This is a genomic window from Streptomyces sp. NPDC028289, assembly GCF_055565975.1.
This window is the reverse complement of sequence record NZ_JBVHTI010000002.1, coordinates 45,001-70,546: the sequence shown is the minus strand read 5'-3', so window position 1 is coordinate 70,546 and position 25,546 is coordinate 45,001. Positions and strand designations below refer to the sequence as shown.

Sequence of the window (25,546 nt, the reverse complement as noted above, 5' to 3'; positions counted from 1 at the left end):
TCCCGCGACGAGACAGCACGACGAACGCGTCGGCACCCGGGAACGGATGCCGACACGGACGTCGGAGAGTGGATGACGACGAGTCTGCGGGCAGGTCACCACCTGGGACAAGCCTGAACGGACGTGCGCTCCGTCCTACCGAAAACCACGTCCGAGCAGGCATGATGGACCTGACACTCGCTCAGCCTCTTGATCGGTTCGGCAAGTCCGGGAAGGCACCGTTGTCAGTGGTGGGCGGCAGGATGCCGGTCATGACGACACCTGCAGCAGAGATCACGGATGCGGCCGCCTACGCACAGGCCGTCCAGGACGCCGTCGGGGCGGCTGCCGCGTACTACGCGGGCGGCACGTCACCGCTGGACGACGATGCCTACGACCGACTGGTGCGCGGGATCGCCGCGTACGAGGCCGGACACCCCGAGCAGGTGCTGCCCGACTCCCCCACCGGGAAGGTGGCCGGCGGCGCGATCGAGGGCGATGTCCCGCACACGGTGGCGATGCTGAGCCTGGACAACGTGTTCTCCGCGGAGGAGTTCACCGCCTGGACCGAGTCCCTGGCCCGCCGTATCGGGCACGAGGTCACCCGCTTCCACGTCGGGCCGAAGCTGGACGGCCTCGCGGTCGCCGCCCGCTACACCGAGGGCCGCCTCACCCGGCTGATCACCCGCGGCGACGGAACGGCCGGGGAGGACGTCTCGCACGCGATCGGCACCATCGAGGGCCTGCCCGGGCAGCTGGCCGAGCCGGTCACCGTGGAAGTGCGCGGCGAAGTCCTCATGACCACCGCCCAGTTCGAGTACGCCAACACCGTGCGCACCGAGCACGGCGGGCTGCCGTTCGCCAACCCGCGCAACGCCGCCGCGGGCACACTGCGGGCCCGCGAGCGGCTCTACACGGTGCCGATGACGTTCTTCGCCTACGGGCTCCTCCCGCTCCCCGGCGCCGACCCGGCACTGGCCGAGCGGCTGACCGCGTCCGCGCACAGCGACCTGATGCACCTGGCCGCCGAGTTCGGGCTGCACACCAGCGCCCGCACCCCGGTCCCCGACGCCGTCGCCGAGTCCGTGGAGCAGGTCCTCACCCGGGTGCAGGAGATCGCCGCGGCCCGTGCCGGGCTGCCGTTCGGGATCGACGGCATCGTCATCAAGGCCGACCTCGCCGACGACCGGCGGGCCGCCGGATCCGGGTCCCGCGCCCCCAGATGGGCAATCGCCTACAAGCTGCCGCCCGTGGAGAAGATCACCCGGCTGCTGGCGGTGGAGTGGAACGTCGGCCGCACCGGGATCATCGCCCCGCGCGGCGTCCTCGAACCGGTCGTCATCGACGGCTCCACCGTCACCTACGCCACCCTGCACAACCCGGCCGACATCACCCGCCGCGACCTGCGCCTGGGCGACCAGGTCATGGTCCACCGCGCCGGCGACGTCATCCCCCGCATCCAGGCCCCGGCCGCCCACCTGCGCACCGGCGACGAACTACCCCTCGCCTTCCCCGAGACCTGCCCGCGCTGCGGATCGGACATAGACAAGACCGAGGAACGCTGGCGGTGCACCCAGGGCCGCAACTGCCACCTGGTCGCCTCCCTCTCCTACGCCGCCGGCCGCGACCAGCTCGACATCGAAGGCCTCGGCGCCACCCGCGTCGTCCAGCTCGTCGAGACCGGTCTCGTCAGCGACCTCGCCGACCTGTTCACCCTCACCCGTGAGCAGCTGCTCGGCCTGGACCGGATGGGCGAAACCAGCGCCGACAACCTCCTCACGGCGATCGCCACGGCCAAACAGCAACCGTTGTCGCGGGTGTTGTGCGCACTCGGCGTGCGCGGCACCGGCCGGTCCATGTCCCGCCGCATCGCCCGCCACTTCGCCACCATGGACACCATCCGTGCCGCCGACGCCGAGGCGATGCAGCAGGTCGACGGCATCGGCGCGGAGAAGGCCCCCTCGATCGTCGCGGAACTGGCCGAACTCGCCCCGCTCATCGGCAAACTCGCCGCCGCAGGCGTCAACATGACCGAGCCCGGCGCCACCCCGTCCGGCCTCGGCGACGAGGTGAGCACCGACGGTGAGGCGCCCGTCGCCGCAGCGGAGACCGGCCCGCTGGCAGGGATGACCGTGGTCGTCACCGGCGCGATGACCGGGGTTCTGGAGAAGCTCTCCCGCAACGAGATGAACGAGCTCATCGAACGCGCCGGCGGCCGCTCCTCCTCCAGCGTCTCCAAGAAGACCACTCTCGTCGTCGCCGGAGAGAACGCGGGATCCAAGCAGGCCAAAGCCGAATCCCTCGGCATCCGTCTCTCCACCTCCGACGAGTTCGCCGCCATGGTCGCCGACTACCTCAGCTGAAGCCTCCGCCATCGCATGACGCCCGCCGCCGTGGGGGCGGCACCACGGTGGTCGGGTTCCGCGTCCCCACGGTCGGCGAAACGCCCTCTCAGTAGCCGTTCCTCGAGGAGCTTGCACATCCTGCGCAAAGTGGCGTCGCGGAAAGGCCGCCGCAGGAGCGCGCCGGTTCTACGACGAGATGGCTCCGCTCCCGACCGACTCGACCGGGCGCGGGCTGCGGGGTCGACCCGGGCGGCGAGGTGGTCAGGCGTTCTGCTCGGCGATGTACGAGCCGTAGTCGGGGCGGCCCGCGAGGTCGTACGACTGGATCGAGACGCCCGCCGTGGTGATCCGCCCGCCGGTGTGCCGGAACTTCGTCGGCGGCGCGCCTTCCTGGAAGAACCGGCGGCCGGAGCCGAGCACGACGGGGAAGGTCACGAGGTGGAGGGTGTCGACGAGGCCGAGGTCCTGCAGGGAGCGGACCAGGGCGCCGCTGCCGTGCACCTGGAGCTCGCCGTCGGTGCGCTCCTTGAGGGCCGTGACCTCCTTGGCGAGGTCGCCGGCGAGGACCGTGGTGCCGGACCATGCGGGGTCGGTCAGGGTCGCGGACGGGACGTACTTCGGGAGTGCGTTGAGCCTGGCCGCGATCGGGTTGCCGGGGTCGGTGATCTTCGGCCAGTAGGACGCGAAGATGTCGTAGGTGTGGCGGCCGAGCAGGAAGGCGCCGGCCCGGTCGAAGACCTCGGCGACGAACCGACCGAAGTCCTCGTCACCGTACGTGAAGCTCCAGCCGCCGTGGGTGAAGCCCCCGCTGGGGTCCTCCTCGGGGCCGCCGGGCGCCTGGTAGACGCCGTCGAGGGTGACGAACATGGTGGAGACGAGCTTGCCCATGGCGGTGCCTGCTTCCTGGGGCGCGGTCCGTTGTCGCCGGTTCAGACCCCCGTGGCACCCGTAACTCATCGGCCGGCCGGTCCCCGGCGCGCCCTCACCCCGTGTACGTCGAGAACAGTCCGCCGGTCGGGCCCTGCTTGTCGCCGCCCTGGGCCTTCTTCAGGGCGTTGGCGAGGCTCTCGATGGTGAGGGACTGCAGGATCACCCGGCCGTTGCCCTCCAGGGTGGCCAGGGAGAGACCCTCGCCGCCGAAGACGGCGTTCATCAGGCCCTGGCGGTTGAGGCCGCCGACGCGCTGGACGCCGTACTGGATGCCCTCCTCGAAGGCGACGACGCAGCCCGTGTCGACCTCGATACGGCCGCCGAAGTCGGCGGGGTTCAGGTCGATGAAGTTGCCCGCGCCGGCGATGATCACCGTGCCGTGGCCGGTGAACTTCTCCAGGATGAAGCCCTCGCCGCCACTCATGCCGGTGCGGCCGCCGGAGAAGGCGATGCCGAACTCGACGGTGGACTCGGCCGCGACGAAGGCGTCCTTCTCGGCGAACCACGCGCGCGTGCCGTTCAGCTCCAGCGCGCGCATCTCGCCGGGGAGCACGCCCGCGAAGCCGACGGTGCCCTCGCCGCCCTGGGAGGTGAAGTACTGGAACGCCAGCGACTCGCCCGCGAGCATGCGCTGGCCGACCTGCATGGCGGTGCCCATGGCCTGGCGGAGCATGCCGCCCATGCCGCCACCGCCGCCGCCCTGCTGCTGGCCCCCGCCGTTCGGACCGCTGAGCCGGGTCTCCATGGTCACGTTCGTCGTCTTGAACAGGAACTTGCCGGCCTCGCAGTAGACGGTCTGGCCGGGGTGCAGGTTGACGACCGCCATCTGCATGGCGTTGCCGACGATTTCTTGCTGAAGGGTCACGGCAGAAGAACGTAGCCGACGGCTCAGCGGTTCCCTCCGCCCACCCACCACCCGACTCGGTCGTCCCGGACCCCACCGGTCTCCCGCGTGGGGCGGGGCTGCGCGGAGAGCCACCCGGCTCTCCTGGGGCACCCTTGAGCACCTCGGCAGTCCCACCCTGTCGTTGCTCTTCGACTTCGCTTTCCGAGAAGGCGAGTCGGGTGGGCGGGCAACCAGGCGTCAGGACAGTTCGCGGTGCCTTGCCGTCAGGGCCGCTGCCCCCGCTTCCGTCGGCGTGCCGAACAACCGCAGGCGGGAGATCCCGCCGTCCGGGAAGATGTCCACGCGCGCGTGGGTGCCCACCGCCGGGGCGGCCAGGACGAAGCGGTGGTTCGTGTCGGGCTGGAGGCGGGTGCGCGGCAGGATCTCGCGCCAGTCGCCGTCCTCGCCGTCCCGTACGGACACCGACGCCCAGCCCGCGCTGTTGCCCTTCAGGTACGCCGTGTCGATCTCGATCGCCCTGATCCGGGACTGGGCGGCGAGCCGGTACCGGATCCAGTCGTTGCCCTGATCGCGGCGGCGGCGCGTCTCCCAGCCGTCGTCCATCTTGCGGGAGCGGCCCGGCTGGACGGTGTTGGTGGCCGGCGAGTAGAAGAGGTCGGAGGCGTCCTCGACCCGGCCGCCGTTCTCCAGGGCGACCACGTCGAAGGTGCCGAGCACGGCGAGCCACCCGGGGTCGGGCACGACCTCGCCGTACACGCGCAGGCGTGCGATGCCGCCGTCGGGGTGCTGGTTGACGCGGAGGTGGGTGAAGCGCTGCTCCAGGGAGACCGCGAAGCCGTTCGCCGCGTGGCCGCCGACCGGCGTACGCGGGACGAGGGTCGTCCACTTCACGTCGTCGCCGAGCAGTTCCGCCGGGGACGGCGAGCCCGCGACCGACGTGCCTTCGACGGACACCGCCTGGGGGTAGTTGCCACGGAAGTGGGCCGTGTCGACGACGATGCCGCGCACCACCCCGGCGGCGCCGAGCCGGACCAGCGCCCAGTCGTGGTCCTCGGCGGTGGGCCAGGGGTGGTCGGCCGAGACCCCGCGGCGGCGGCGCGTCTCCCAGCCGTCCATGATCTTGCCCTTGTGCCCGAAGTGCTCGGGGTCGAACTCGGCCCGCCCCGGCACCAGCAGGTTCTCCCGCTGGGCGAAGAACTCGTCGTTGGCGGCGATGACCCCGGCACCGAGCTGCCGGTCGGCGAGGTTGACGTACCGGGTGAAGGGGAAGTCGCCGGTGCGGTAGTCCGCGTAGGGGTCGCCGCCGGAGTAGGGGTGCGCGTCGCCGGTGAAGGTCGGGATCGCCGTCAAAGGTGTTCCTTTCGGTGTCGGCCGCTGCGGGTGCGGAAGGAAGAGGTCGTCAGGGGGTGCGGGTGAGGAGGCGGCCCTGCGGGGGCGTGAACTCGCCGTCTGAGACGATGCGTTCGCCGCGCAGCCAGGTGGACTTCACGACGCCGTACAGGGTCTTGCCCGCGTACGCGGTGACCCGGTTGCGGTGTTGCAGGCCCGCCGGGTCCACGGTGAAGGTCTCGTCGGGCGCGAGGACGGCGAAGTCGGCGTCCCGGCCCGCCGCGATGGCGCCCTTTCGGTGGTGGAGGCCGACGAGCGCGGCCGTACGGGCCGACATCCAGCGGACCACGTCCTCGAGACCGTGGCCGCGCCTGCGGGCCTCCGTCCACACGGCGGCGAGGCTGAGCTGGAGGCCGGAGATGCCGCCCCAGGCGGTCGCGAAGTCGCTGGTCTTGAGATCGGCCGTGGAAGGCGAGTGGTCGGTGACCACGCAGTCGACGGTGCCGTCGGCCAGCGCCTGCCAGAGCAGGTCCTGGTTGGCCGCCTCCCGGATGGGCGGGCAGCACTTGAACTCGCTGGCGCCGTCCGGGACCTCCTCGGCGGTGAGGGTGAGGTAGTGCGGGCAGGTCTCGACGGTGAGGCGGACGCCGTCCGCCTTGGCCGCCGCGATCAGCGGCAGCGCGTCGGAGGAGGACAGATGCAGGACGTGCACGCGCGCGTGCAGGCGTTTCGCCTGGGCGACCAGCTGGGCGATCGCCGTGTCCTCCGCGTCACGCGGACGGGAGGCGAGGAAGTCGGCGTACCTCGGGCCGCCCTGCTGCGGGGCGGCCTCCAGGTGGTGCGGGTCCTCGGCGTGCACGATCAGCAGGCCGTCGAAGGAGGCGATCTCCGCCAGCGACCGGGCCAGCTGCTCCTGGTCGAGGTGCGGGAACTCGTCCACGCCGGACGGCGACAGGAACGCCTTGAAGCCGAAGACCCCGGCCTCGTGCAGCGGGCGCAGGTCCTTGACGTTGCCGGGCAGCGCGCCGCCCCAGAAGCCGACGTCGACGTGCGCCTTGTCGGCCGCGACCCGCTGCTTGACGCGGAGGTTCTCGACGGTCGTGGTCGGCGGGAGGGAGTTGAGCGGCATGTCGACCAGGGTGGTGATGCCGCCGGCCGCCGCCGCGCGCGTGGCGGTCCAGAAGCCCTCCCATTCGGTGCGGCCCGGGTCGTTCACATGCACATGGGTGTCGACCAGTCCGGGCAGCAGGACGTCGTCGCCGAAGTCCTCCAGGCGGGCGCCCTCCGGGACGGGGGCGTCATAGGGCAGTACGGCCGTGATCGTCCCGGCGGACACGGCGACCGAGGCGGCCCGCGTCCCCTCCGGGGTGATGACGCGCGTCGAGCGCAGCACCAGTTCAGCGTCGGACACCCGGACCCCTCTCTCTGCCGCCGTTTTACTTCCGGGAAACGGGATTTACGCCCACGTAACGGAATTCAACGTTCTGTTGAAGGAGTCTTCACTCCCGCTCCCGCGCCGTCAAGGGCACACTGCATCTCGGGGCCCGACAGGCGCTCACTCTGGACGTTTCCGCAAAGCGGAATTAAACTTCCAGCAAGCAGAACGTAGCTACGCACGACCGGGGAGTCAACCGACTGCCGGGTAGGCTTCTGCCCTTCCCGCCAGTCCCGAAAGGAACGCGCCGTGCCGACGTCAAGCGCCAGCACCACCGACTCCGCCAAGTCCGGCGGCGTCCAGTCCCTGGAGCGCGCCTTCGATCTGCTGGAGCGGATGGCGGACGCGGGCGGCGAGGTGGGTCTCAGCGAGCTCTCCGCGAGCAGCGGGCTGCCGCTGCCGACGATCCACCGGCTGATGCGGACGCTGGTCGCCTGCGGCTACGTACGACAGCAGCCGAACCGGCGGTACGCGCTCGGGCCGCGGCTGATCCGGCTCGGCGAGTCGGCGTCCCGGCTGCTCGGCACCTGGGCGCGGCCGTACCTCGCGCGGCTGGTCGAGGAGACCGGGGAGACGGCGAACATGGCGCTGCTCGACGGGGACGAGATCGTGTACGTGGCGCAGGTGCCGTCGAAGCACTCGATGAGGATGTTCACCGAGGTGGGGCGGCGGGTGCTGCCGCACTCCACGGGCGTGGGGAAGGCGTTGCTGGCGAACGTGCCGGACGCCGAGGTGCGGGCACTGCTGGGCCGGACCGGGATGCCGGCGGCGACCGAGAAGACGATCACCACACCGGAGGGGTTCCTGGCCGCCCTCGCGGAGGTGCGGGAGCTCGGGTACGCCGTGGACGACAACGAGCAGGAGGTGGGGGTGCGGTGCCTTGCGGTGTCCGTGCCGGACTCGCCGACCGCGGCCGCCATTTCGATCTCCGGGCCCGCGGGGCGGGTGACGGAGGCGGCGGTCGAGAAGATCGTGCCGGTGCTGCAGCAGGTGGCTGTGGAGTTGTCTCGGGCGTTGGTGAGTTCAGGAGCCTGAGGGGTAGGGGCCGCTTGACCGTTGGCAGGTGCGGGTGCGCTGTGGCTGGTCGCGCAGTTCCCCGCGCCCCCAGGTGAATGACCGCACCCTCGCTTTCAAGCTCTCGGAGTCTCCCCGAACAGGTCCACCGCCTGCCGTACGTCCGACAGGCCCCGTGACAGGGCGCTCATCGAGCCGATCGCGCCCGCGATCAGTAACAGGGACCGGCGCAGGCGCGGGATCTCCGGGATGCCGCCCGTGGCCATCGCCGCCAGGGCCGCGAGCTCGTCCTCGGCTATCGCGCGGTCCGGGAACTCGGCCGGATGTGCGGCCAGTTCGCGGCGCAGCCGGGAGACCGCCGTGCGCAGTTCCGTCACTCTCGGATCCTCGTCGCTGCCGGTCACTGACCTCTGTCCCAAGCTCCGCAACACAGCTCTCCCCCCTCACCAGGTGCCCCTGAACGGTGGTCGGGCGCCCGGGGACGCGGGTCAGTAAACGCCCTCCCGTGCGGAATGCGCTACAGCGCGGACCGAATTTCAGTCCTTCGGAACCGGCCGCCCGCTCCGGCGTCGGGTATGCAGGACGCATGACGGACACGCATGACCAGATCGCCGGGCTGCTGCTCGCCGCCGGCGGTGGCAGACGGCTCGGCGGACGCCCCAAGGCCCTGCTGACGCACCGGGGGCGGCCACTGGTGGAGCACGCGGTCGGGGTGCTGCGGGCGGGCGGCTGCGGGCCGGTGCACGTGGTCCTCGGGGCCCTGGCGGACGACGTGCGGGAGCGGGCCGGGCTGGACGGCTGCGTAGTCGTGGAGAACCCGGACTGGGCCGAGGGCATGGGGTCCTCGCTGCGGGTGGGGCTGGAGTCGCTCGCCGGGGCGGGGGTGCGGGCCGCGCTGGTGTCGCTGGTGGACCAGCCCGGGATCGGGGCCGCGGCCGTGGCGCGGGTGCTCGGCGGGTACCGGGACCAGAACTCGCTGGTGTCGGCCGCGTACGACGGGGTGCGCGGCCATCCCGTCCTGTTCGGCTCGGCCCACTGGGCGGGGATCGCCGCGAGCGCGACCGGGGACCGGGGCGCCCGCGCCTATCTCAAGGCTCACGAGGAGGCGATCACGCTCGTCGAGTGCGGGGACGCGGCCGAGCCGTACGACATCGACACGGAGGCGGACCTGGGCCACCTTGAGTGAACGGGGTGGCACTGAGCGCCACCTTGGCTCGACCCGGAGAATCTCGACATCAACAAACCATTGAACTTCCACAATGAGGAAACTAGTATCCACTGTTCAGAAGCGCCCGGCCCCCGATCGGGTGTGCTTCGCTCTACCCGGAACGACTGGCACCCGGTGCCACCGCTGAAGGAAGTGACAGCTCATGTCCGCACCAGCGCCGTCTCCGCTGGCCATCGTCGACGCCGAGCCCCTGCCCCGGCAGGAGGAGGTCCTCACCGACGCGGCGCTCGCCTTCGTGGCCGAGCTGCACCGGCGGTTCTCGCCGCGCCGAGCCGAACTCCTCGCCCGCCGCGCCGAGCGCCGCGCCGAGATCGCCCGCACCTCGACCCTGGACTTCCTCCCGGAGACCGCCGCCGTCCGCGCGGACGACTCCTGGCGGGTGGCCCCCTCCCCGGCGGCCCTGAACGACCGCCGGGTGGAGATCACCGGTCCCACCGACCGCAAGATGACCATCAACGCCCTCAACTCGGGCGCCCGGATCTGGCTCGCGGACTTCGAGGACGCCTCCGCCCCCACCTGGGAGAACGTCGTCCTGGGCCAGCTGAACCTGATCGACGCCTACACCCGGAACATCGACTTCACGGACCCGGCGAGCGGCAAGTCGTACGCCCTGCGCCCGGACGAGGAGCTCGCGACGGTCGTCATGCGGCCGCGCGGCTGGCACCTGAACGAGCGGCACGTCGAGGTCGACGGCGAGCAGGTGCCCGGCGCCTTCGTCGACTTCGGGCTCTACTTCTTCCACAACGCCCAGCGCCTGCTCGACCTGGGCAAGGGACCGTACTTCTACCTCCCGAAGACCGAGTCGCACCTCGAAGCCCGACTCTGGAACGACGTGTTCGTCTTCGCGCAGGACTACGTCGGCATCCCGCAGGGCACCGTCCGCGCCACCGTGCTGATCGAGACGATCACGGCCGCGTACGAGATGGAGGAGATCCTCTACGAACTGCGCGACCACGCCTCGGGATTGAACGCCGGACGCTGGGACTACCTCTTCTCCATCGTCAAGAACTTCCGGGACGGCGGGCCCCGGTTCGTCCTCCCGGACCGCAACGCGGTCACCATGACGGCCCCGTTCATGCGGGCGTACACCGAACTCCTCGTCCGTACCTGCCACAAGCGCGGCGCGCACGCGATCGGCGGCATGGCGGCCTTCATCCCCTCCCGCCGCGACCCCGAGGTCAACAAGGTCGCCTTCGAGAAGGTGCGTGCCGACAAGGACCGCGAGGCGAACGACGGTTTCGACGGCTCCTGGGTCGCCCACCCCGACCTGGTCCCGATCGCCATGGAGTCCTTCGACCGGGTCCTCGGCGACAAGCCGAACCAGAAGGACCGGCTGCGCGAGGACGTCCACGTCGAGGCCGCCGACCTGATCGCGGTCGACTCGCTGGAGGCCAGGCCGACCTACGCCGGTCTGGTCAACGCCGTGCAGGTGGGCATCCGTTACATCGAGGCCTGGCTGCGCGGGCTCGGCGCGGTGGCCATCTTCAACCTCATGGAGGACGCGGCCACCGCGGAGATCTCGCGGTCGCAGATCTGGCAGTGGATCAACGCGGGCGTAGAGTTCGAGAACGGCGAGAAGGCCACGCCGGAGCTGGCACGCAAGATCGCCGCCGAGGAACTCGACGCCATCCGCGCGGAGACCGGCGACCAGGCCTTCGCGGCCGGCCACTGGCAGCAGGCCCACGACCTGCTCCTCACCGTCGCCCTCGACGAGAACTACGCGGACTTCCTCACGCTGCCCGCCTACCAGCAGCTGCGCGGCTGACCTAGTCCCGCGCAGCCTTGTCCGAGTGGCCCAGGGACCTCCCCGGGGCCACTCGGTCGCGTACGGCCTGCTTCACGGCCGTGGGCTCGGGGAAGCCCTGCTCGCGCCGGTCCCAGACCACTTCGTCACCGACCCGTACGACGAAGACGCCGCCCTTGCCCGGCTTCAGCGCCAGCTCCGTCAGCTCGGTCTCGAAGGTGGTCAGCAGCTCCTGCGCCAGCCAGGCCGCCCGCGGCAGCCAGCGGCACTGGGTGCAGTACTCGATCTCTACCCGCCGACTGTCGCTCATCCGAGGTGCACCGACCAATCCTGTCGGGCCGCGGGCTTGCCGTGCAGGTCCGGAACCCGCTTCAGCCAGTCCGGGCGTCCCTGCTGGTTCCTGGCCGCACGGGCGGCCTCCTCGGCCGCGAGCTGGTCGCGGCCCGGGAAATCGGTGGGGAGCCACTCGGCGGAGGCCCGCACCCGGGCCAGCAGATAGCCGACGTAGGCCTCGCGCATCTCGTCGGGCGTGCCGAAGTCGGTGAGCCACGCGTCCGGGACCTCGGCGAGGACGTCCCGGAGCAGCTTCTCGGTCACTTCGGGCGCGAGTTCGGCGTCGGCGGCCCGGGTGTCGGGGCCGAACCGGCCGAGGGCGTGATGACGGAAGTCGTACGCCTTCCCGGGGGCCGAGGTGTCCCAGCGGTGGTGGAAGACGAGCGCGGCGCCGTGGTCGATGAGCCACAGGCGCGGGGGTGCGATGCCGAGGGTCGGCCAGACCATGAGGTTGGAGCTGTGCACCGTACGGTCGACGTTGACGGTGAGTGCGTCCAGCCAGACGATCCGGCCCGCCTCCAGCGGGTCCACCGGGAAGACCTCGGCGATCCGCGGGGTGAAGTCCTCCGCACCGGGCAGGAAGTCCATCCCGAGGTTCACTCCGCCGCTGGCCGCGTGCAGGTCGCGCACCTCCTGGTGCGGCTCGTCCCCGGCGATCGCCGGGTCGAAGTGCACCAGGACCAGCTCGGGGAACCGCAGCCCGAGCGCCCGCGCCAGCTCCCCCACGATCACCTCGGCGACGAGCGCCTTGCGCCCCTGCGCGGAACCGGTGAACTTCACGACGTAGGTGCCGAGGTCGTCGGCCTCGACGATGCCCGGCACAGAGCCGCCGGTCCGCAGAGGTTTGATATAGCGGGTTGCTACTACCTCTCTCAGCATCTTCCAAGGCCCAACAAGTTGCTTACCTTACATTCCACGAACGGCTCCCAGGCACTGCGACCCGGAACGGGCTCCTCGAGGTGAGCTTAGTATCCAAGCGTGACAGCCGGGCAGGAGTGATCACAGGTCCGCCTGCGCAGACAGTGGATGTGGCCGGTTCTCTGCTCCTCTCGCTCATGGGAATGATCGGAACCCTGATCGGCAGCGGTATGACGGGTTTCCTCGCCCTGCGGTCCGAGCGCGCCAAACAGCACGCCCTGGAACAACAGGAGGAGCGCCAGTCACGGCACCGGGAGAGGCTCCAGGAACTGGATCTCCGCCTGGAGCACCATCGCTGGCGTCGTGAGCACCGCAAGGCGATCTACGAGGAGTTCGTGGAGAAGTCGCAGACGGCCCGGATCGCGGCGCTCGACTACCACCGGGCCTCTCTGCCCGGTGCTCCGGAAGCCGAGCACGGGAGGAGATCCGGCTGCGCGGCAGAATGGCGTACCGGGAAGCTCTGAAGACGTCCTACGCGGTCGAGTTGCAGGGCCCCGACGAGGTGGCCGCACGGGTGGGCGACTGCATATCCAGCCTGCGGGACCTGCTGACCTGCGCCGAGGAGCAGGAGGCGAGGTCCGTGGCGGGACCGCTGAGCCAGGGCGACGCCATGGAGATGGACCGGCGCTTCAACGAAGCCCAGGACCGGCTACGGCTTTTCACCCGCGCCGGACGGGACGCCCTGGACCGGCCCACGCCGCCCGTCTGAGCCGGTGCCGTGGAGTCCTCCCGTCACAGGGCCGACCCGCCGGACGCATCGATGCACTGCCCCGTCACCCAGCGGGAGTCCGCGGAGGCGAGGAAGGCCACGATGTCCGCGACGTCCGCGGGCTCCCCCATCCTGCCGAACGCGGAGAGCGCGGCGTGCCGGGCCTCTGCCTCGGGCGTCGCCCAGCGCTTCCGGTTCAGATCCGTCTTGACGAAGCCCGGTGCCACACAGTTCACCGTGATCTGCCTGCTCCCCAGTTCCTTGGCGAGCGTGTGGGTGAGAGCTTCCAGGGCCGCCTTGGCCATGGTGTAGGCGAGGGCGGACGGGAGGGCGACGCGGGTGGCCGCCGAACTGATGTTGATGATGCGGCCGCCCTCGCGCAGGAGCGGCAGTCCTTCCTGCACGAGAAACAGCGGTGCCCTGGCATGGACGGCCATGAGCCGGTCGAAGTCCTGCGGGGTCACCTCGCGGACCCCGCCCCCGATGTTGAAGCCGGCGTTGTTGACCAGGATGTCCAGCACGGTCGGCTCGCCCAGTCCGCGCAGACCGGCATCGAGTCGCTCGTACACCGTTCGGATGCCGTCGGGAGCGTCGAGCGGACCGCGCACGGGAAAGGCGCGCCCGCCGGCGCCGGTGATCAGCTCGACGCTCTCACGGGCCGAGGACTCGTCACTGCCGTAGTGCACGGCGACGAGCGCGCCGTCCGCCGCGAGACGGCGGGCGATGGCCCGGCCGATCCCCCGCCCGGCGCCGGTGACCAGAGCCGTCCTGCCGTTCAGCGTACCCATCGGGCCCCCATGCCATGATCGCGTCATGCATCCCGGGCGAGGATACAGAGACCTGCCGATGCCGTGATTCACGTGCACGGCTCGTGAACTGCCTCCGCTGCCGTGACGGTGGGACGATCGTCGGCTGGTGCCCGCGCAACCGCCGTCGGCGGATTCGCACAGGCGGTTCGCCGGTGCCCGTCCGGAAAAGATCAGTGATTCTTGTGTGGTTGAGGGATGCCTGGTAGGACTGTGACGCGCCGTCACCGTCACATGTTCGATTCTGCGGGGGTCATGTGGTCGCCACGGCCTTGACGTCTTCGCCACGGCGACGCCCGGATACTCCGCGCCAGGCCTGGCACCGGCTTCCCGCCGTCGTCAGGAGAGCCAGGCAGCACGGGCTGGCGTCGGCCGCGGTCGCAGTGACCGTACTGCTGTGTGCGACGGCGCTGGCCGCGCTCACGACGCTGGCCGGGAGTTCGGTGCAGGCCGGGGCCGTGCGGCGGCTGGCCGCCGACCCCGACGCGCAGGTGAGCGTCAACGCGTCCTTCCGGGCCGGGGGAATGGCCGCGGCCGACCGGGACGTACGGGCCGCCGCCGACCGGGTGTTCGCCGGGGTACCGCAGCGGACCTATGTGGGGCTGCTGGGCATGTCGCCGGTCTCGGTAACAGGGATCGACGGGGTCACGGGCCCGCCGCGCGGTCCCGGCGGCAGCGGTCTGCACCCGGTCGCGGTGCAGGACGCGGGCCGGTTCGGGCGGTTGGTCGCCGGGCGGTGGCCCGTCGGCGCGGGCGACGCCCCGGCCGGCGCGTTCACCTCGCTGCCCGAGGTCCGGGTCGCCACCGGGTCCACCGCCCCGGTCGACACGGCGGTACCCGCCGCGCTGGCCAGGCGTCTGGGCGTCGCACCCGGTTCCCGCCTGCAGGTTCGGGACGCCTTCGGGCGCGCCATGACCCTACGGGTCACCGGGGTCTTCCGGGCGTCCGGTGCCGTCGGGTTCTGGCCCGCGATGGCCGGCGACCTGACCGAGGGGGAGACCGCCGACCAGGACCTGCTGGTGGTCTCGGCCTCGGCCCTCAACGGCAGCGCCGTCCTGAACGGGCAGCTGGCGGCCCACTGGAGTGTGCAGCCGGACTTCTCCCGTCTCGCCCCGGGCAGCCTCGCCGGGCTCCACGACCGGCTGCGCGCCTTCTCCGGCAGCCAGAGCCGCGTGTCGGTGTTCGGAGGGCGGCGGCCGTCGTTGAACGACCTGACCGTGGTCTCCGGTCTGCCGGGGGCGATCGACGACCTGTCGGTGCCGATGGTGGCGGCCCGGTCCTCGCTGTACCTGCCGAGCGTGATGCTCGCGTCCCTCGCCCTGGCCACCCTGGTGCTGGCCGCTCGTCAGTTGACGGTACGTCGGCGCAGCGAACTGGCTCTCCAACGGGCCAGGGGCGCGGGCACCCTGCGGTTGCTGCGCGGCGCGGCGGCCGAGTGGGCGCTCACCGGCGTCCCGGCCGCCGTCGCCGCGCCCTTCCTGGCCGGGCTGCTGCACCCCGGCACCCGGAGCACCGGCGCGTGGGCGGCGGTGGGTCTGACCCTGCTGGTGCACGCCGCGGCGGTGCTGCTGCCCGTGCTGCCGTCGGCGCGGTCGCGGCCGGCCCGCGGCGCGCGGGCCGCCGCCGCGCAGCGGCTGGGCGCCGACCTGGCGCTGCTGGCCGTCGCGGCCCTGGGATATCTGGAGTTGCGGCGGCACCACTCGCTGCTCGTCGGCCTGGGCACCGGCGGCGCGTCCGCCGACCCCGTGCTGGTCGTGGTACCGACCCTGGTGGCCGGCGCCGCCGCGCTCCTGCTGTTACGGCTGCTGCCGCTGACCTCCCTCCTGCTGGACGTGTGCGCCCGGCGCAGCCGGGGCCTCGTCCTCGCGCTGGCCGGCTGGCAGTTGAGCCGGCGGGCCGCGCGCAACGCGGGACCGGTGATGCTGATGTGCCTGGCCGTGTCGGTGAGCGCCTTCGCCACCACCGCGCTGGCCTGCCTGGGCGGCTTGGCGTCCGAGGAGGCCGCGTTCACGGTCGGCGCAGACGTGCGGATCTCCCCCTCCGCAGACGACAGTTACCCCTCCTCCGTCCTGGGCGCCGCCTATCGCGCCCTGCCGGCGGTGACCTCCGCCACACCAGTGACGCGGTCGACGGTGAACCTGCCCGGCGGAGCCACCGAAGAGCTGGTGGGCACGATCGGCGGGCCCGCTCCCCGCCCGCCGTCACCGGTCGTCCCCGGGATACGGCTCCCGGGGCGTCCGACCGCGCTGCTGGTGGACGAGCGGCTGAGCAGCGACGGCAGCCGCGCGGCCCCGGACCTTGGACTGACCGTGCAGGACGCGTTCGGCGTCGTCAGTACGGTGACGGCCCGGCTGCCCGCCGCCGACGGGGCCAGGCACACCGTCGTGGTCCCCCTCGACGTGGCGCTGAGCGGCGGCCACCCGCGGAGTTATCCGCTGACGGTGACCGCCGTCAGCGTCCTGCCGCAGCCGAATGTGCGCCCCGCGCGGCTGGACCTGGAACTGATCCGGGTGGGCGCGCGCGGCACCGCGGACACCTGGATCACCGGGCTGCCCGGTGGGCAGGTCTGGGCCGACGGCACGGACCACGCCGCCGACTCCACCGCGGGGGCGTGCCGGGGAAATCCCACCGGCGCCTACGGTCCCGGCACCCCCGGGGTGTGCTCGGTCGATCGTGGTGGCCCCGAGGTCCTCCGCACCACCATCAGCACCGGAATCCGGGCCTCCCAGGCAAGCGAGGACGCGTTCGGCGTCCTGGCCGGCAGCGACTACGAGACCCGGCCGGGCAGCCGGCTGCGACTCGTCGCGGGCCCGGCCGGCGCGCCGGGGCCGCTGCCGGTGCGCGCCGACGCCTCGGCGCTGAGCGAGGTGCGCCTGGGCGTGGGCAGCACCATCACGCTGAATCTGGGCGGCGCTGAGGTCACCGTCAAGATTGTGGGCCGGGTCGACTCGCTGCCCGGACTGGGCCGCGGACAGGGGCATCTGATCGCCGACCAGCGCCAACTCGCCACCGCGACGACGCGGACCGGTGCCGACCAGGAGGATCCCGCGTTCTGGTGGCTCAGCAGCACCGACAGCGCCCGAACGGCCGCCGCCACCGAGGCGCAGCCCGCGCTGGGCCGCGTCACCACCACGGCGCGCACCGCCGCGTCCCTTCGGGCCGACCCGTTCCGCAGCGGACTGCGCCGGGTGCTGGAACTGGTCCGGTATCTGGCCCCCGGCTTCGCGGTCATCGCCTTCACCGTGCACGCGGTGGTCTCCACCCGGCAGCGCCGCAAGGAGTTCGCCCTGCTGCGGGCGGTGGGCGTCCGGGCCAGAAGCCTGTCCGCGCTGCTGGGCGCCGAGCAACTCGGTCTGGCGCTGTTCGCGGTGGTCCCCGGGGCGCTGATGGGCATGGCCCTGGCATCGGCGGTGCTGCCGCTGGTCACCGTGGACGACAGCGGACAGACCCCCTATCCGCCGCTGCCGCTGGTCATCCCCTGGTGCACCGTGGCGCTCACCGCGGTGGCGACCGCCGTGGCCATCAGCGCCGTCGTGCTGGCGCTCGCCCGGCTGCTGGCCCGGGTGGACCTGGTCCGTGTGCTGCGAGCGGGGGACGACCGTTGAGCCGGGCGGCCGGACACGACCGGAAAGGACGGACGGTGACGCGAACCGTGGGTACGGGCGCGGCGGTGACGCGGCGCCTGATACGCAAGGAGACCCTCGGCGACCTGCCGCTGCTGGCCTGCCTGGCGGTGTTGGTCCTGGTGCTGACGGCGCTGTGCGCCTGGGGCCCCGCCTTCGCGGGGGGCCAGGAGGACCGGGCACTGCGGCAGCGTGTCGACGCCACGCGGGCCCAGGCGCCCCCGATCAGCCTGAGCACCACACCTGAGGTCTTCGGCACCGAGCCGCCCGCCGTGGACATGGCCACCCTGCTCGGCGCCGGCCGCACCCTCATCGAGCGGCTCAGCGGCCCCGCCGCCCGGCATGTGACCATCACCGGCGGCGACTACGACTACAACCAGGCGTCCCTGATCTCACCGCAGCCGCCGGGGCCGGCCATCACCAGCACCGAGCTGACGGTCAGCCATCTGCCGTCCGCGCGGGCCCACCTGCACTACGTCAGCGGCCACCCGCCGGCCGACCACACGCCGTTGGGCACCGCGCCCCAGATCGGGTTGTCGCAGGCCACCGCGCAGGCGCTGGGCATCCGGGCCGGCAGCCGGCTGACCCTTGAGTTCGCCAAGACCCTCGGGGTACAGAACGCACCGCCCCGCGCAGTGCTGCTGGTGAGCGGGATCTACCGCACCACGGCCGCCACCGACGGCTTCTGGTCGGGCCGGGAGACGCTGGACCAGCCGTCACGCTACCCGGCCGAGCACTCCGCCGGCACGGTGCTCGCCGTCCGCGGCCTCGTCGGCCTCGACGCCGCCGACCTGCTGGCCGGCCGCGGGGTGGGCGGCCCGCGGGTGACCTGGCAGCTGCGCGCCGATCTGTCCGGGGCGGCGCTCGACCGGGCCCGCACCCTGACCGGGCCGCTGTCCCATTACAGCCAGGACCTCAGCGCCGCCCTGTGCCAGGGGACCGACCCGATCACCGGCGACCTCAGCTGCCTCGTCGAAGGCCAGGCCACCGGGCCCCTGTTGGTGACCGACTCCCTGACACCGCTGCTCGCCGCCTTCACCGCTCAGGACCAACAGGCCAGGGACCTGGCGATGTTCGCCGTCGACGCGCTGGCCGCGGTCGCGCTGGCCACCGTCACCGTCGCGGTACGGCTGCTGCTGCGCCGAAGGCAGGCCCACCTGCGGTTGCAGCGCGCGCGGGGCGCGTCCACCACGCGGCTGGTGCTGCTGCGCTGCGCCGTGGCCTGGCCGGTGGTGGTGATCGCAGCACTGCTCGGCTGGGCGGCCGGAGGGGCGCTCGCCCCCACCGGCACGTCCGGAGCGCCGCAGCCGATGACCGCCGCGCTCGCCGCCTCGGTGGTGGCGCTGACGGTGCCGCTGATGACCTGGCTCGCGGTCCGAGAGCCGCGCAGACCCGGCCGGCTGCGGCACTCACGCCGGAACATCGCCCTCGGCCGGCGCGTGGTTCTGGAGCTGACGGTGCTGGTCACGACGGCGGCGGGTGTGATCGCGCTGCGCTCGCAGGGCCCCGACGGGATCCTGGGCGCGGTGCCGGTGCTGGTGGCGCTGACCGTCGTACTCGTCCTGCTGCGGTGCTACCCGCTCGTGCTGCGCCTGGTGCTGCGGCGGACCCGGCGCGGCCGGGGAGCGGTGGGCTTCGTCGGGGCCGCCCGGGCCGCCCACGACGCCCCGGCGACCGGGCTGGCCCTGTTCGTCCTGGTGCTGACCCTGGGAACGGCCGTGTTCGGCGGCCTCGTGCACCGTACGATCGACGACGGCCTGGCCACGGGTGCGGCCTGGAGCACCGGCGCCGAGGCGAGCGCGACCGTGGCCGGAACCGTGACTTCCGCATCGGGTACCGGCACCACCGGGACACGGACCGCCCTCCAGCATCTGTACACCCTCGACCTGGCAGGGCAGGCCGACGGCGCAGTGATCTCGCCGGTCGCCGTGATCACCGTGGATCCCCGGCAACTGGCCGCCGTCGCCCCGAAGTCGCCCCTGGCCGGCGCGCTGCTGTCCCGGCTGGCGGCCCCGGCGGGAACCCGGGCCGGCGCGAACGCCCCGCTGCCCTCCTTCCTCTCGCCCGGCCTGCGGGCGAGCGAGCGCACCGGCGGCTTCACCGCCACGGTCGTACCCGACGGGCAGCGGCCGGTGGACCTCGTCTTCAAGCCGGTCGGCACCCTCACCGCCGCGGAACTGCGCGACCCGCTCCTCGGGCCGGTCACCGCGCAGCTCACCGCCGGTACGCCGTTGCTGATCACCACCGCAGGAGCCGAGCATCTGCTGCCCCCGCAGCCCTCGGGAAGCACCGTCCTGCTCCTCAGGGGCGACAGCCCCGCCACCGCCGCACCCGCGGCACTGCGGTCGGCGGCGGCCAAGGCGCTCGGTCCTCTGGCCCGGATCCGCGTCCGCTCCGAGACGGTCAGTGCCCTGCGCTCGGACGGCCTGACGCGGGGACTCGCCACGATCTACACCACCGGCTCGATCCTGGCCGCCCTGTCGGGCCTGCTCGCGCTTCTCCTGGAACTGACCCTCACCTCCCACGAGCGCAGCCGAACCACCTCGTTCCTGCGCACGCTCGGACTCGGCGCAAGGGAAGCCGGGGCGCTGCACTTCCTGCAACTGCTGCCGCTGGCGGTCGCCTCGGCGGTGGGCGGCACCCTGCTGGGGCTGCTCGAACCGCGGCTCATGGCGCGGACACTGGACCTGCGGCAGTTCACCGGCGGTCCCGCCCAACCGGCGCTGCACACCGACTACTCGCTGACCGTCGCCCTCGTCGCCGGCGTGGCCGCGCTGATCCTGGCCGCCGCGGTCACCGAGTCCGTCCTCGCCCGCCGCCGCGGCCTGGGAGCCGTACTGCGCCTCGCGTGACGGCTCGCCCTCGGCGTGCTCAGCGTTCGGGGCCGCCGCCCGCCGCGTCCTGCGCGTCGGACCTCGCCCGGCGCGCGGCCTCGTCGGGCCACACGCCGACGTGGTCGCTCTCCAGGACCAGCCGGACCCGCTTGCGCAGGTGCAGGCGCTCGGTGAACTCGCCCGGCAGCTGCAGCCGACCGCTGCCGTCCAGGACCGCGTACTCCTCGGCGGTGAGCACCTCGACGCCGTCCTCGTCGGTGGCGACCCGGCGCAGCACCTCGGTCGAGGTACGGCCGTCGCGGATCCCCACGGTGCGCTGCACCTGCTCGGACACCAGCGCGTCGTGGGTCACCACGATCACGGTGACACCCAGGTCCTCGTTGGCCCGGCGCAGCGCGGCGAAGACCTCGTCGCTGGTGGCGGTGTCGAGTTCGCCGGTGGGTTCGTCGGCGAGCAGCACCCGCGGCTCGTTGGCGTTGGCGACGGCGATGGCGACCCGCTGCTGCTCGCCGCCGGAGAGCGTGTCCGGGGTGCGGTCCCGGCAGTGGCCGACGGACAGCAGGTCGAGCAGTTCCTCCGCCCGGGCCCGGCGCCGGGAGCGCTTGATCCCGGTGTACGTCATCGGCAGCATCACGTTCTCGGCCGCGGAGAGGTAGGGCAGCAGATTGCGGGAGGTCTGCTGCCAGACGAAGCCCACCGTGCCGCGCCGGTAGCCGAGCCGCTCGCGGCGCTTCATCGCCAGAAGGTCGTGTCCGGCGACCTCGGCGGCGCCCGCGGTGGGCACGTCCTGGCCGGACAGTATGCCCAGCAGCGTGGACTTGCCGGAGCCGGAGGCCCCGATCACCGCGATCATCTCGCCTTCGGCCACGGTCAGGTCGAGGCCCTGGAGGGCCTGTACCTCGACACCCTCGGTCCGGTAGATGCGCACCAGGTTCTCGCAAACGACCAGCCCCGCCTCGCGCCGCGGGGCGGCGGCCGCCGCGGCCCGCCGGCGCAGCTCGGCCAAGTCCGGTGCCCCGGTGGGCTGTTCGTGAACTGGCACACGGTCCCCCGAGGAGGTGAGGTCTGCGGGCAACGCTGTCAGGCAGTCGCCAGCGTAATGCGGAAGTGTGTGCGAGGGGCGGGATCCGGCAGGTCGGCGGCGGCACGCCGGTTCCGTCCCGGACGGTCGGGTGCCGGCGCCTCAAGGACCGCCCCGCCCGGGCTTTCGTCACCGGTCCGCGGCGGTGCCGTCAGTCGTCCTCGACGATGCGGCCGTCCCGGAGTTCGAGCACGCGGTCGGCCAGCGCGAGGAGTTGGGTGTCGTGGGTGGCGACGAGGGCGGTGACGGATTCGCTGCGGACGACGGCGCGCAGCAGGTTCATCACGGTGAGCCCGGTGTCGGCGTCCAGCTGGCCGGTGGGTTCGTCGGCGATGATCAGGGCCGGATTGTTGGCAAGCGCCCGGGCGATCGCGACCCGCTGCTGCTGGCCGCCGGAGAGCTCGCCGGGACGCTGGTCGGCATGGTCGGAGAGGCCGACGAGCGAGAGCAGAAGACGGACGCGGGCCTCGCGCTCGCGGGCCGGGACCTTCCGCAGGCGCAACGGAACCCCGACGTTCTCGGCAGCGGTCAGGACCGGGATGAGGCCGAAGGACTGGAAGACGAAGCCGACTCGGTCGCGGCGCAGCGCCAGCAGGTCGTCGGCGCCGAGGCCGGCCAGGTCGGTGCCGTCCAGGATGATCCGGCCGCCGTCCGGAGTGTCGAGACCGCCGACCAGGTTGAGCACGGTGGTCTTGCCCGAGCCGGAACGGCCTCTGAGGGCGACGAGTTCGCCGCGCGGCACGTTGAAGGAGACACCGCGCAGGGCGTGGACGGCGGTTTCGCCGCTGCCGTAGGTGCGGCGCAGGTCCTCGACCACGACCATCCCGCCGGCCGCCGTCCCGACGTCCGCCACAGCGCCGTGACCGCCGGGCTGCTCGCGCATTCTTCCTCCCCGCCCCGCCCCGGCTCGACCGGGGCGCTACTGCATCCGCACCGTAGGGTATGCCGGACCGCCGCGGGAAGGTGGATCGCGGGCGTACCACCCGGCGCACCGGCCTCCCGGCCACCGCGGTGCGAGCGCGGCCGAGGGTGTTCGGGCGAGGGCACGCTAGGTCGCCGGAGGCGAGGTCCGCCGGCCGGCCTCTGCCGTGCCCGGCGGGAACACCTCGGGCACACCGTGCCGGCCCGCACGCCCCGGCTCCCGTGGCCGACGGCGGCCGAGCGGCACAGCCGGCGCCCCGCCGTCTCAGACCAGGGGATTCGGCAACGGCAGATAGCGCGCGTCGGCCCCGTCCGCGCCGGTCCAGCGCAGCAGGAGGTTGGTCTTGCCGGGCAGGGTCGGGGAGGCCAGCAGGCCGGTCACCTCCGGGAGCGGCTGCCGTGCCAGCTCCCGCCGCGCCGCCGGCCACGGGTCGAACCCGGGGTGCCGCTCGGCGAGCGCGGCGGCGACCTCGGTCAGGTGGTTGACGACGAGGCAGTACACGAGCCGCTCCCAGCCGGCGGCCCGGTCCACGTCGGCCAGCAGCTTGACCCCTTCGGCGTCCCGGTACAGCGCCTGCACCGGCATGCCGTCGGCGTCGACGGCGACCAGGGTGTTCTGCAGATGCGCTTCGAGGACGACGCCGTGCTCGGCGAAGGCGGTCAGGGCCGGGGGTACGACCGCCCGCAGATACGCCTCCCACCAGGCACCGGGGTCCGCCGCCGCGGCCAGCGGGTCGCCGTCGAAGCCCTCCACCAGGCCGGCGGCGAGCAGCGGGGTGGCTCCCGGCAGCAGCGGCCCGCGCAGCCCGTCCCGGACCAGTACGGCCAGCTCCTCGAAGGCGAAGCGGGCGGTGCGGTAGCCGCGGTCGCCGAGCCAGCCGGCGGGCCCGTCCATGGCCGTGAACGCGGCGGTCGCGGCCGCGTCCGTACGGCGCAGTCTGCGCAGGTCGTGCGCCCAGAGGCGGCGGATGTCGTTGGTGATCCGGACGTCCAGGCTGAACTTCAGGAAGAGGTCCCGCTCCGGCTCGTACACCGTGCGGATCGCGGCGGTCGGCCAGGTCGTGAAGCCGGTCTCGCCGAGGCGCAGCAGCCGCCCGTCCGCGAAGGCGGGAGCGAGGTCGCGGGCGACCAGGTCGAGCTGCCAGGGGTGGGCGGGCAGCAGCCGGTAGCCCGGCGGTACGGCGGCCAGGGCGTCCAGCGCGGCCGTGTCGCCCTCCTCCACCACCTCGTCCTCCCGGACCGCGAGCAGCACCAGCGGGAACCGGGCGTGCGCCTCGGGGGCGTACGGCAGCCAGGCGGTGACCGGGCCGCCGCCACGGGCCTTGGGGGCGGGGTGGTAGGGATGGCCGGTGATGAGGGACTGCTCCGAACGCAGATACGGGTCGTCGGGCGCCGTCGCCCGGGCGCGTGCCGTGAGCAGCGCGGCGACCGCGTCCCGGCTGTCGATCATCTCGGTCGGCAGGTCGCCGTTGGACAGCCCGGTGTGTCTGCGCAGTTCCTCGGCGACGAGTTTCACCAGTTCGGGGTGGCCGACGCGGTGCCAGGTGCCGTCCGCGTACACCTCGGGAGCGGCCGGCCGGCGTCCGCCGCGCACCCGCAGCAGCCGTCCGCCGCCGGGCAGCCGGTAGACCCGTGACGGCCCTTCCCCGGTGTCCGGGAGCGGCTGGGCCACCTCCCGCAGCAGGCAGTTGAGCAGGGGCGCGGCAGCGTACGCGTCGGCGCGTTCGCCGACCGCGTCGCTGAGGGGGATGAGGTCCACGCGTTCCATTCGTTCGCTACGTCCACACAGTCCGATCCTGATCAGTATGTCGCTCACCACCGGTCATCATGACCGTCGTACCCCTCTCCGAGGAGCCCTCCCGTGCATCGTCCCTCCCCCATCGAGACCCGGCTCGCCGCGGAGCTGGCCGAGGCCCGGCCGGACCTCGTCGACCGGTACGCGGCCGAGCTGCCCGGTGCGCGGGCGGCGGTGCTGACCCGGCTGTGGCGGGCGCTGGCGCACGAGCCGCTGCCGTGGGTGGCGCGCCGGGTGCGCGGGGCGCACAGCCTCGCCCTGTGGCTGGCCGACGGGCGGGCGCTGCACGGGCCGCGGGCGGATCCGTACGCCACGGACGCGTACGTGACCGCCGTGCGTCTGGACGGGGAGGTGTACGACGATCCGGCGCGGTTGACGACGGACCTGGGGTGGCCGCACTCGGCCGGTTTCGCCGCCGAACTCGGGCACAGCGTCGCGTCGTTGGCGCTCTCGCGAGCGAACCGGGAGTTCTCCGCGAAGGGCCCGGAGCAGAGGGGCCCCGAGGAGTGGCCGGTGGGAGTCTCTCCGGCCGAAGCCTGGGGGAGCGACTGGCAGTGGGAGCAGCGGGTCGTCGACGGGCATCCCTTCCACCCCAACTGCCGTTCCCGGCCCGGTTTCTCGGCGGCGGAGCAGCTCGCCTACGGGCCGGAGCACCGGCCGGTCGTACGGCTGGAGACGGTCCCGGTCGCGGCCGGGGACTGCCTGCTGACCGGCGACTGGCCGGACGAACTCCGGGACGGTGGCCGTCTGCTGGTTCCCGTGCACCCCTGGCAGCACACCCATGTCCTCAAGGGCGGCTCCGCCGGGCCGTGGCGGGACGCGCACCCGCTGATGTCCCTGCGCACGCTCGCCCTTGCCGACGACACCCATGTGAAGACAGCCCTCAGTGCACGGCTGACCTCGTCCGTGCGGGACATCTCGGCGTACTCGGTCGGCGCGGCGGTGACGTTGTCGTCGTTCGCCACGGACCTGGCGGACCGCACGGACGGGCTCCTGCACATCACCCGCACGCTGGGCGCGGTGACCGCCGGCTCCCCCGACCTGGCGGCGCTGTTGCGCGAGTCGCCGCAGGCGTACGCGGCACCGGGCGAGCGCGTCCTCCCGGTGGCGGCCCTGGCCACCACGACGCTCCCCGAATCGCCGTCGTGGCTGGCCGGGTTCACCCGGCTCGCGCTGACGGTGGGTCTGCGGCTGCTGGATCTGGGCGTGGCCCTGGAGGCGCACGGCCAGAACCTCCTGGTCGTGCTCTCCGGGACCGGCGCCCCGCTCCGCCTGGTCTACCGCGACCTGGCCGACATCCGTCTCAGTCCCGCCCGCCTCCGCCGGCACGGCATCACCCCGCCCGACCTGACGGGCCGCCTGGTCACGGACGACGAGACGACCCTGCGCCGCAAGCTGTTCGGCTCCCTGGTCGCGGGCGCCCTCGCGGGCACGGCGGGTTCGGGACCGGTCCTGGCGACGGCCCTGGAGGCGGCCGTACGGCACCTGCCCGCCACCCCCGACCTGACGGCACTCCTCGAAGGACCGCTGCCCACCAAGGCGTTGACCCTGATGCGGCTCTCCCCGGAGGTGCCCGGCGACCAGTGGACGGCCCTGCCGAACCCGCTCGCCGCCCTGCGTTGACCTGCCGGTCACTCTTGTTCACCGGTCCGGACCTCGTTTTGGAGCCCGGCAC

The 25,546-nt window shown here is 72.8% G+C and carries 20 protein-coding genes; 9 read left to right on the top strand and 11 right to left on the bottom strand.

The annotated features are described in order from the left end of the window. Window positions 1–251 precede the first annotated feature (251 nt). Window positions 252–2,342 carry an NAD-dependent DNA ligase LigA gene (gene ligA / locus ACZ4UV_RS08240; RefSeq protein WP_467836793.1) on the top strand — a complete coding sequence of 697 codons (2,091 nt, stop codon included), beginning with the start codon at window positions 252–254 and terminating at the stop codon, window positions 2,340–2,342. Between the two features lie 243 nt (window positions 2,343–2,585). On the opposite strand, the gene ACZ4UV_RS08235 is transcribed toward ligA, so the two are convergent. From ACZ4UV_RS08235 to allB, 4 genes are all read right to left on the bottom strand, one after another. Continuing rightward, on the bottom strand, window positions 2,586–3,212 hold the full coding sequence (locus ACZ4UV_RS08235; protein WP_451023354.1) for a dihydrofolate reductase family protein: 627 nt from the start codon (window positions 3,210–3,212) through the stop codon (window positions 2,586–2,588). A 94-nt stretch (window positions 3,213–3,306) separates the two neighbouring features. Then, a complete protein-coding gene (locus tag ACZ4UV_RS08230) occupies window positions 3,307–4,119 on the bottom strand; it encodes an AIM24 family protein (RefSeq protein ID WP_467836790.1) in 813 nt (270 codons plus the stop codon). Window positions 4,120–4,338: 219 nt separating this feature from the next. Next, on the bottom strand, window positions 4,339–5,451 hold the full coding sequence (gene alc / locus ACZ4UV_RS08225; protein ID WP_467836786.1) for an allantoicase: 1,113 nt from the start codon (window positions 5,449–5,451) through the stop codon (window positions 4,339–4,341). A gap of 49 nt (window positions 5,452–5,500) precedes the next feature. Then, window positions 5,501–6,841: an allantoinase AllB gene (allB, locus tag ACZ4UV_RS08220; protein ID WP_467836783.1), complete on the bottom strand. Its 1,341-nt coding sequence runs from the start codon at window positions 6,839–6,841 to the stop codon at window positions 5,501–5,503. Window positions 6,842–7,114: 273 nt separating this feature from the next. On the opposite strand from allB, the gene ACZ4UV_RS08215 reads away from it, so the two are divergent. Further along, window positions 7,115–7,900 (top strand): IclR family transcriptional regulator, encoded by a 786-nt coding sequence (locus ACZ4UV_RS08215; protein WP_390034579.1) that lies wholly within the window; start codon window positions 7,115–7,117, stop codon window positions 7,898–7,900. A 95-nt stretch (window positions 7,901–7,995) separates the two neighbouring features. On the opposite strand, the gene ACZ4UV_RS08210 is transcribed toward ACZ4UV_RS08215, so the two are convergent. After that, complete coding sequence (locus ACZ4UV_RS08210; RefSeq protein ID WP_467836780.1) at window positions 7,996–8,310, bottom strand: DUF5955 family protein; 315 nt, start codon at window positions 8,308–8,310, stop codon at window positions 7,996–7,998. Window positions 8,311–8,465: 155 nt separating this feature from the next. On the opposite strand from ACZ4UV_RS08210, the gene ACZ4UV_RS08205 reads away from it, so the two are divergent. Both ACZ4UV_RS08205 and aceB read left to right on the top strand, forming a co-directional pair. Further along, window positions 8,466–9,065 (top strand): nucleotidyltransferase family protein, encoded by a 600-nt coding sequence (locus tag ACZ4UV_RS08205; protein ID WP_467836778.1) that lies wholly within the window; start codon window positions 8,466–8,468, stop codon window positions 9,063–9,065. A 184-nt stretch (window positions 9,066–9,249) separates the two neighbouring features. After that, window positions 9,250–10,872, top strand: coding sequence for a malate synthase A (aceB, locus tag ACZ4UV_RS08200; RefSeq protein ID WP_451017843.1), 1,623 nt, complete (start codon window positions 9,250–9,252; stop codon window positions 10,870–10,872). Between the two features lies 1 nt (window position 10,873). On the opposite strand, the gene ACZ4UV_RS08195 is transcribed toward aceB, so the two are convergent. Both ACZ4UV_RS08195 and ACZ4UV_RS08190 read right to left on the bottom strand, forming a co-directional pair. After that, the gene (locus tag ACZ4UV_RS08195) at window positions 10,874–11,161 is read right to left on the bottom strand and encodes an Rdx family protein (protein ID WP_451017844.1); all 288 of its coding nucleotides are present in this window, start codon (window positions 11,159–11,161) and stop codon (window positions 10,874–10,876) included. Beyond that, on the bottom strand, window positions 11,158–12,063 hold the full coding sequence (locus tag ACZ4UV_RS08190) for a HipA family kinase (protein ID WP_451017845.1): 906 nt from the start codon (window positions 12,061–12,063) through the stop codon (window positions 11,158–11,160). The genes ACZ4UV_RS08195 and ACZ4UV_RS08190 overlap by 4 nt, the downstream gene beginning before the upstream one ends. 182 nt (window positions 12,064–12,245) lie before the next feature. Between ACZ4UV_RS08190 and ACZ4UV_RS08185 the strand changes: the two genes are divergently transcribed. Both ACZ4UV_RS08185 and ACZ4UV_RS08180 read left to right on the top strand, forming a co-directional pair. Further along, a complete protein-coding gene (locus ACZ4UV_RS08185; RefSeq protein ID WP_467836769.1) occupies window positions 12,246–12,566 on the top strand; it encodes a hypothetical protein in 321 nt (106 codons plus the stop codon). Further along, window positions 12,545–12,811: a hypothetical protein gene (locus tag ACZ4UV_RS08180; protein WP_467836767.1), complete on the top strand. Its 267-nt coding sequence runs from the start codon at window positions 12,545–12,547 to the stop codon at window positions 12,809–12,811. Before ACZ4UV_RS08185 ends, ACZ4UV_RS08180 begins: the two co-directional genes overlap by 22 nt. 23 nt (window positions 12,812–12,834) lie before the next feature. On the opposite strand, the gene ACZ4UV_RS08175 is transcribed toward ACZ4UV_RS08180, so the two are convergent. Then, window positions 12,835–13,599, bottom strand: a complete 765-nt coding sequence (locus ACZ4UV_RS08175; RefSeq protein WP_451017847.1) for an SDR family oxidoreductase — start codon at window positions 13,597–13,599, stop codon at window positions 12,835–12,837. A 401-nt stretch (window positions 13,600–14,000) separates the two neighbouring features. Here ACZ4UV_RS08175 and ACZ4UV_RS08170 point away from each other — a divergent pair, with 401 nt between their 5' ends. Together ACZ4UV_RS08170 and ACZ4UV_RS08165 are read left to right on the top strand one after the other, a co-directional pair. Beyond that, window positions 14,001–17,222 carry an FtsX-like permease family protein gene (locus ACZ4UV_RS08170; protein ID WP_467836763.1) on the top strand — a complete coding sequence of 1,074 codons (3,222 nt, stop codon included), beginning with the start codon at window positions 14,001–14,003 and terminating at the stop codon, window positions 17,220–17,222. A gap of 35 nt (window positions 17,223–17,257) precedes the next feature. Beyond that, window positions 17,258–20,092, top strand: coding sequence for a hypothetical protein (locus tag ACZ4UV_RS08165; RefSeq protein ID WP_451017849.1), 2,835 nt, complete (start codon window positions 17,258–17,260; stop codon window positions 20,090–20,092). A 19-nt stretch (window positions 20,093–20,111) separates the two neighbouring features. Here the strand turns inward: ACZ4UV_RS08165 and ACZ4UV_RS08160 are convergent, their stop codons facing one another. The 3 genes from ACZ4UV_RS08160 to ACZ4UV_RS08150 all read right to left on the bottom strand — a co-directional run bounded on the left by ACZ4UV_RS08160 (window position 20,112) and on the right by ACZ4UV_RS08150 (window position 23,844). Then, on the bottom strand, window positions 20,112–21,116 hold the full coding sequence (locus ACZ4UV_RS08160; RefSeq protein ID WP_451017850.1) for an ABC transporter ATP-binding protein: 1,005 nt from the start codon (window positions 21,114–21,116) through the stop codon (window positions 20,112–20,114). Window positions 21,117–21,306: 190 nt separating this feature from the next. After that, a complete protein-coding gene (locus ACZ4UV_RS08155) occupies window positions 21,307–22,038 on the bottom strand; it encodes an ABC transporter ATP-binding protein (protein WP_467836755.1) in 732 nt (243 codons plus the stop codon). A gap of 303 nt (window positions 22,039–22,341) precedes the next feature. Further along, window positions 22,342–23,844, bottom strand: a complete 1,503-nt coding sequence (locus ACZ4UV_RS08150) for an IucA/IucC family protein (protein WP_451017852.1) — start codon at window positions 23,842–23,844, stop codon at window positions 22,342–22,344. Between the two features lie 93 nt (window positions 23,845–23,937). Between ACZ4UV_RS08150 and ACZ4UV_RS08145 the strand changes: the two genes are divergently transcribed. Further along, entirely contained in the window at window positions 23,938–25,494 is a 1,557-nt protein-coding gene (locus ACZ4UV_RS08145) for an IucA/IucC family protein (protein WP_451017853.1), read from the top strand. Window positions 25,495–25,546 lie beyond the last annotated feature (52 nt).

What these genes read in the sequence shown, in the direction of transcription:
- ligA (WP_467836793.1), top strand. Translation starts at nt 252, where the DNA reads ATGACGACACCTGCAGCAGAGATCACGGATGCGGCCGCCTACGCACAG.
- ACZ4UV_RS08235 (WP_451023354.1), bottom strand. Translation starts at nt 3,212, where the DNA reads ATGGGCAAGCTCGTCTCCACCATGTTCGTCACCCTCGACGGCGTCTAC.
- ACZ4UV_RS08205 (WP_467836778.1), top strand. Translation starts at nt 8,466, where the DNA reads ATGACGGACACGCATGACCAGATCGCCGGGCTGCTGCTCGCCGCCGGC.
- aceB (WP_451017843.1), top strand. Translation starts at nt 9,250, where the DNA reads ATGTCCGCACCAGCGCCGTCTCCGCTGGCCATCGTCGACGCCGAGCCC.
- ACZ4UV_RS08195 (WP_451017844.1), bottom strand. Translation starts at nt 11,161, where the DNA reads ATGAGCGACAGTCGGCGGGTAGAGATCGAGTACTGCACCCAGTGCCGC.
- ACZ4UV_RS08190 (WP_451017845.1), bottom strand. Translation starts at nt 12,063, where the DNA reads ATGCTGAGAGAGGTAGTAGCAACCCGCTATATCAAACCTCTGCGGACC.
- ACZ4UV_RS08185 (WP_467836769.1), top strand. Translation starts at nt 12,246, where the DNA reads ATGATCGGAACCCTGATCGGCAGCGGTATGACGGGTTTCCTCGCCCTG.
- ACZ4UV_RS08180 (WP_467836767.1), top strand. Translation starts at nt 12,545, where the DNA reads ATGGCGTACCGGGAAGCTCTGAAGACGTCCTACGCGGTCGAGTTGCAG.
- ACZ4UV_RS08175 (WP_451017847.1), bottom strand. Translation starts at nt 13,599, where the DNA reads ATGGGTACGCTGAACGGCAGGACGGCTCTGGTCACCGGCGCCGGGCGG.
- ACZ4UV_RS08155 (WP_467836755.1), bottom strand. Translation starts at nt 22,038, where the DNA reads ATGCGCGAGCAGCCCGGCGGTCACGGCGCTGTGGCGGACGTCGGGACG.
- ACZ4UV_RS08150 (WP_451017852.1), bottom strand. Translation starts at nt 23,844, where the DNA reads ATGGAACGCGTGGACCTCATCCCCCTCAGCGACGCGGTCGGCGAACGC.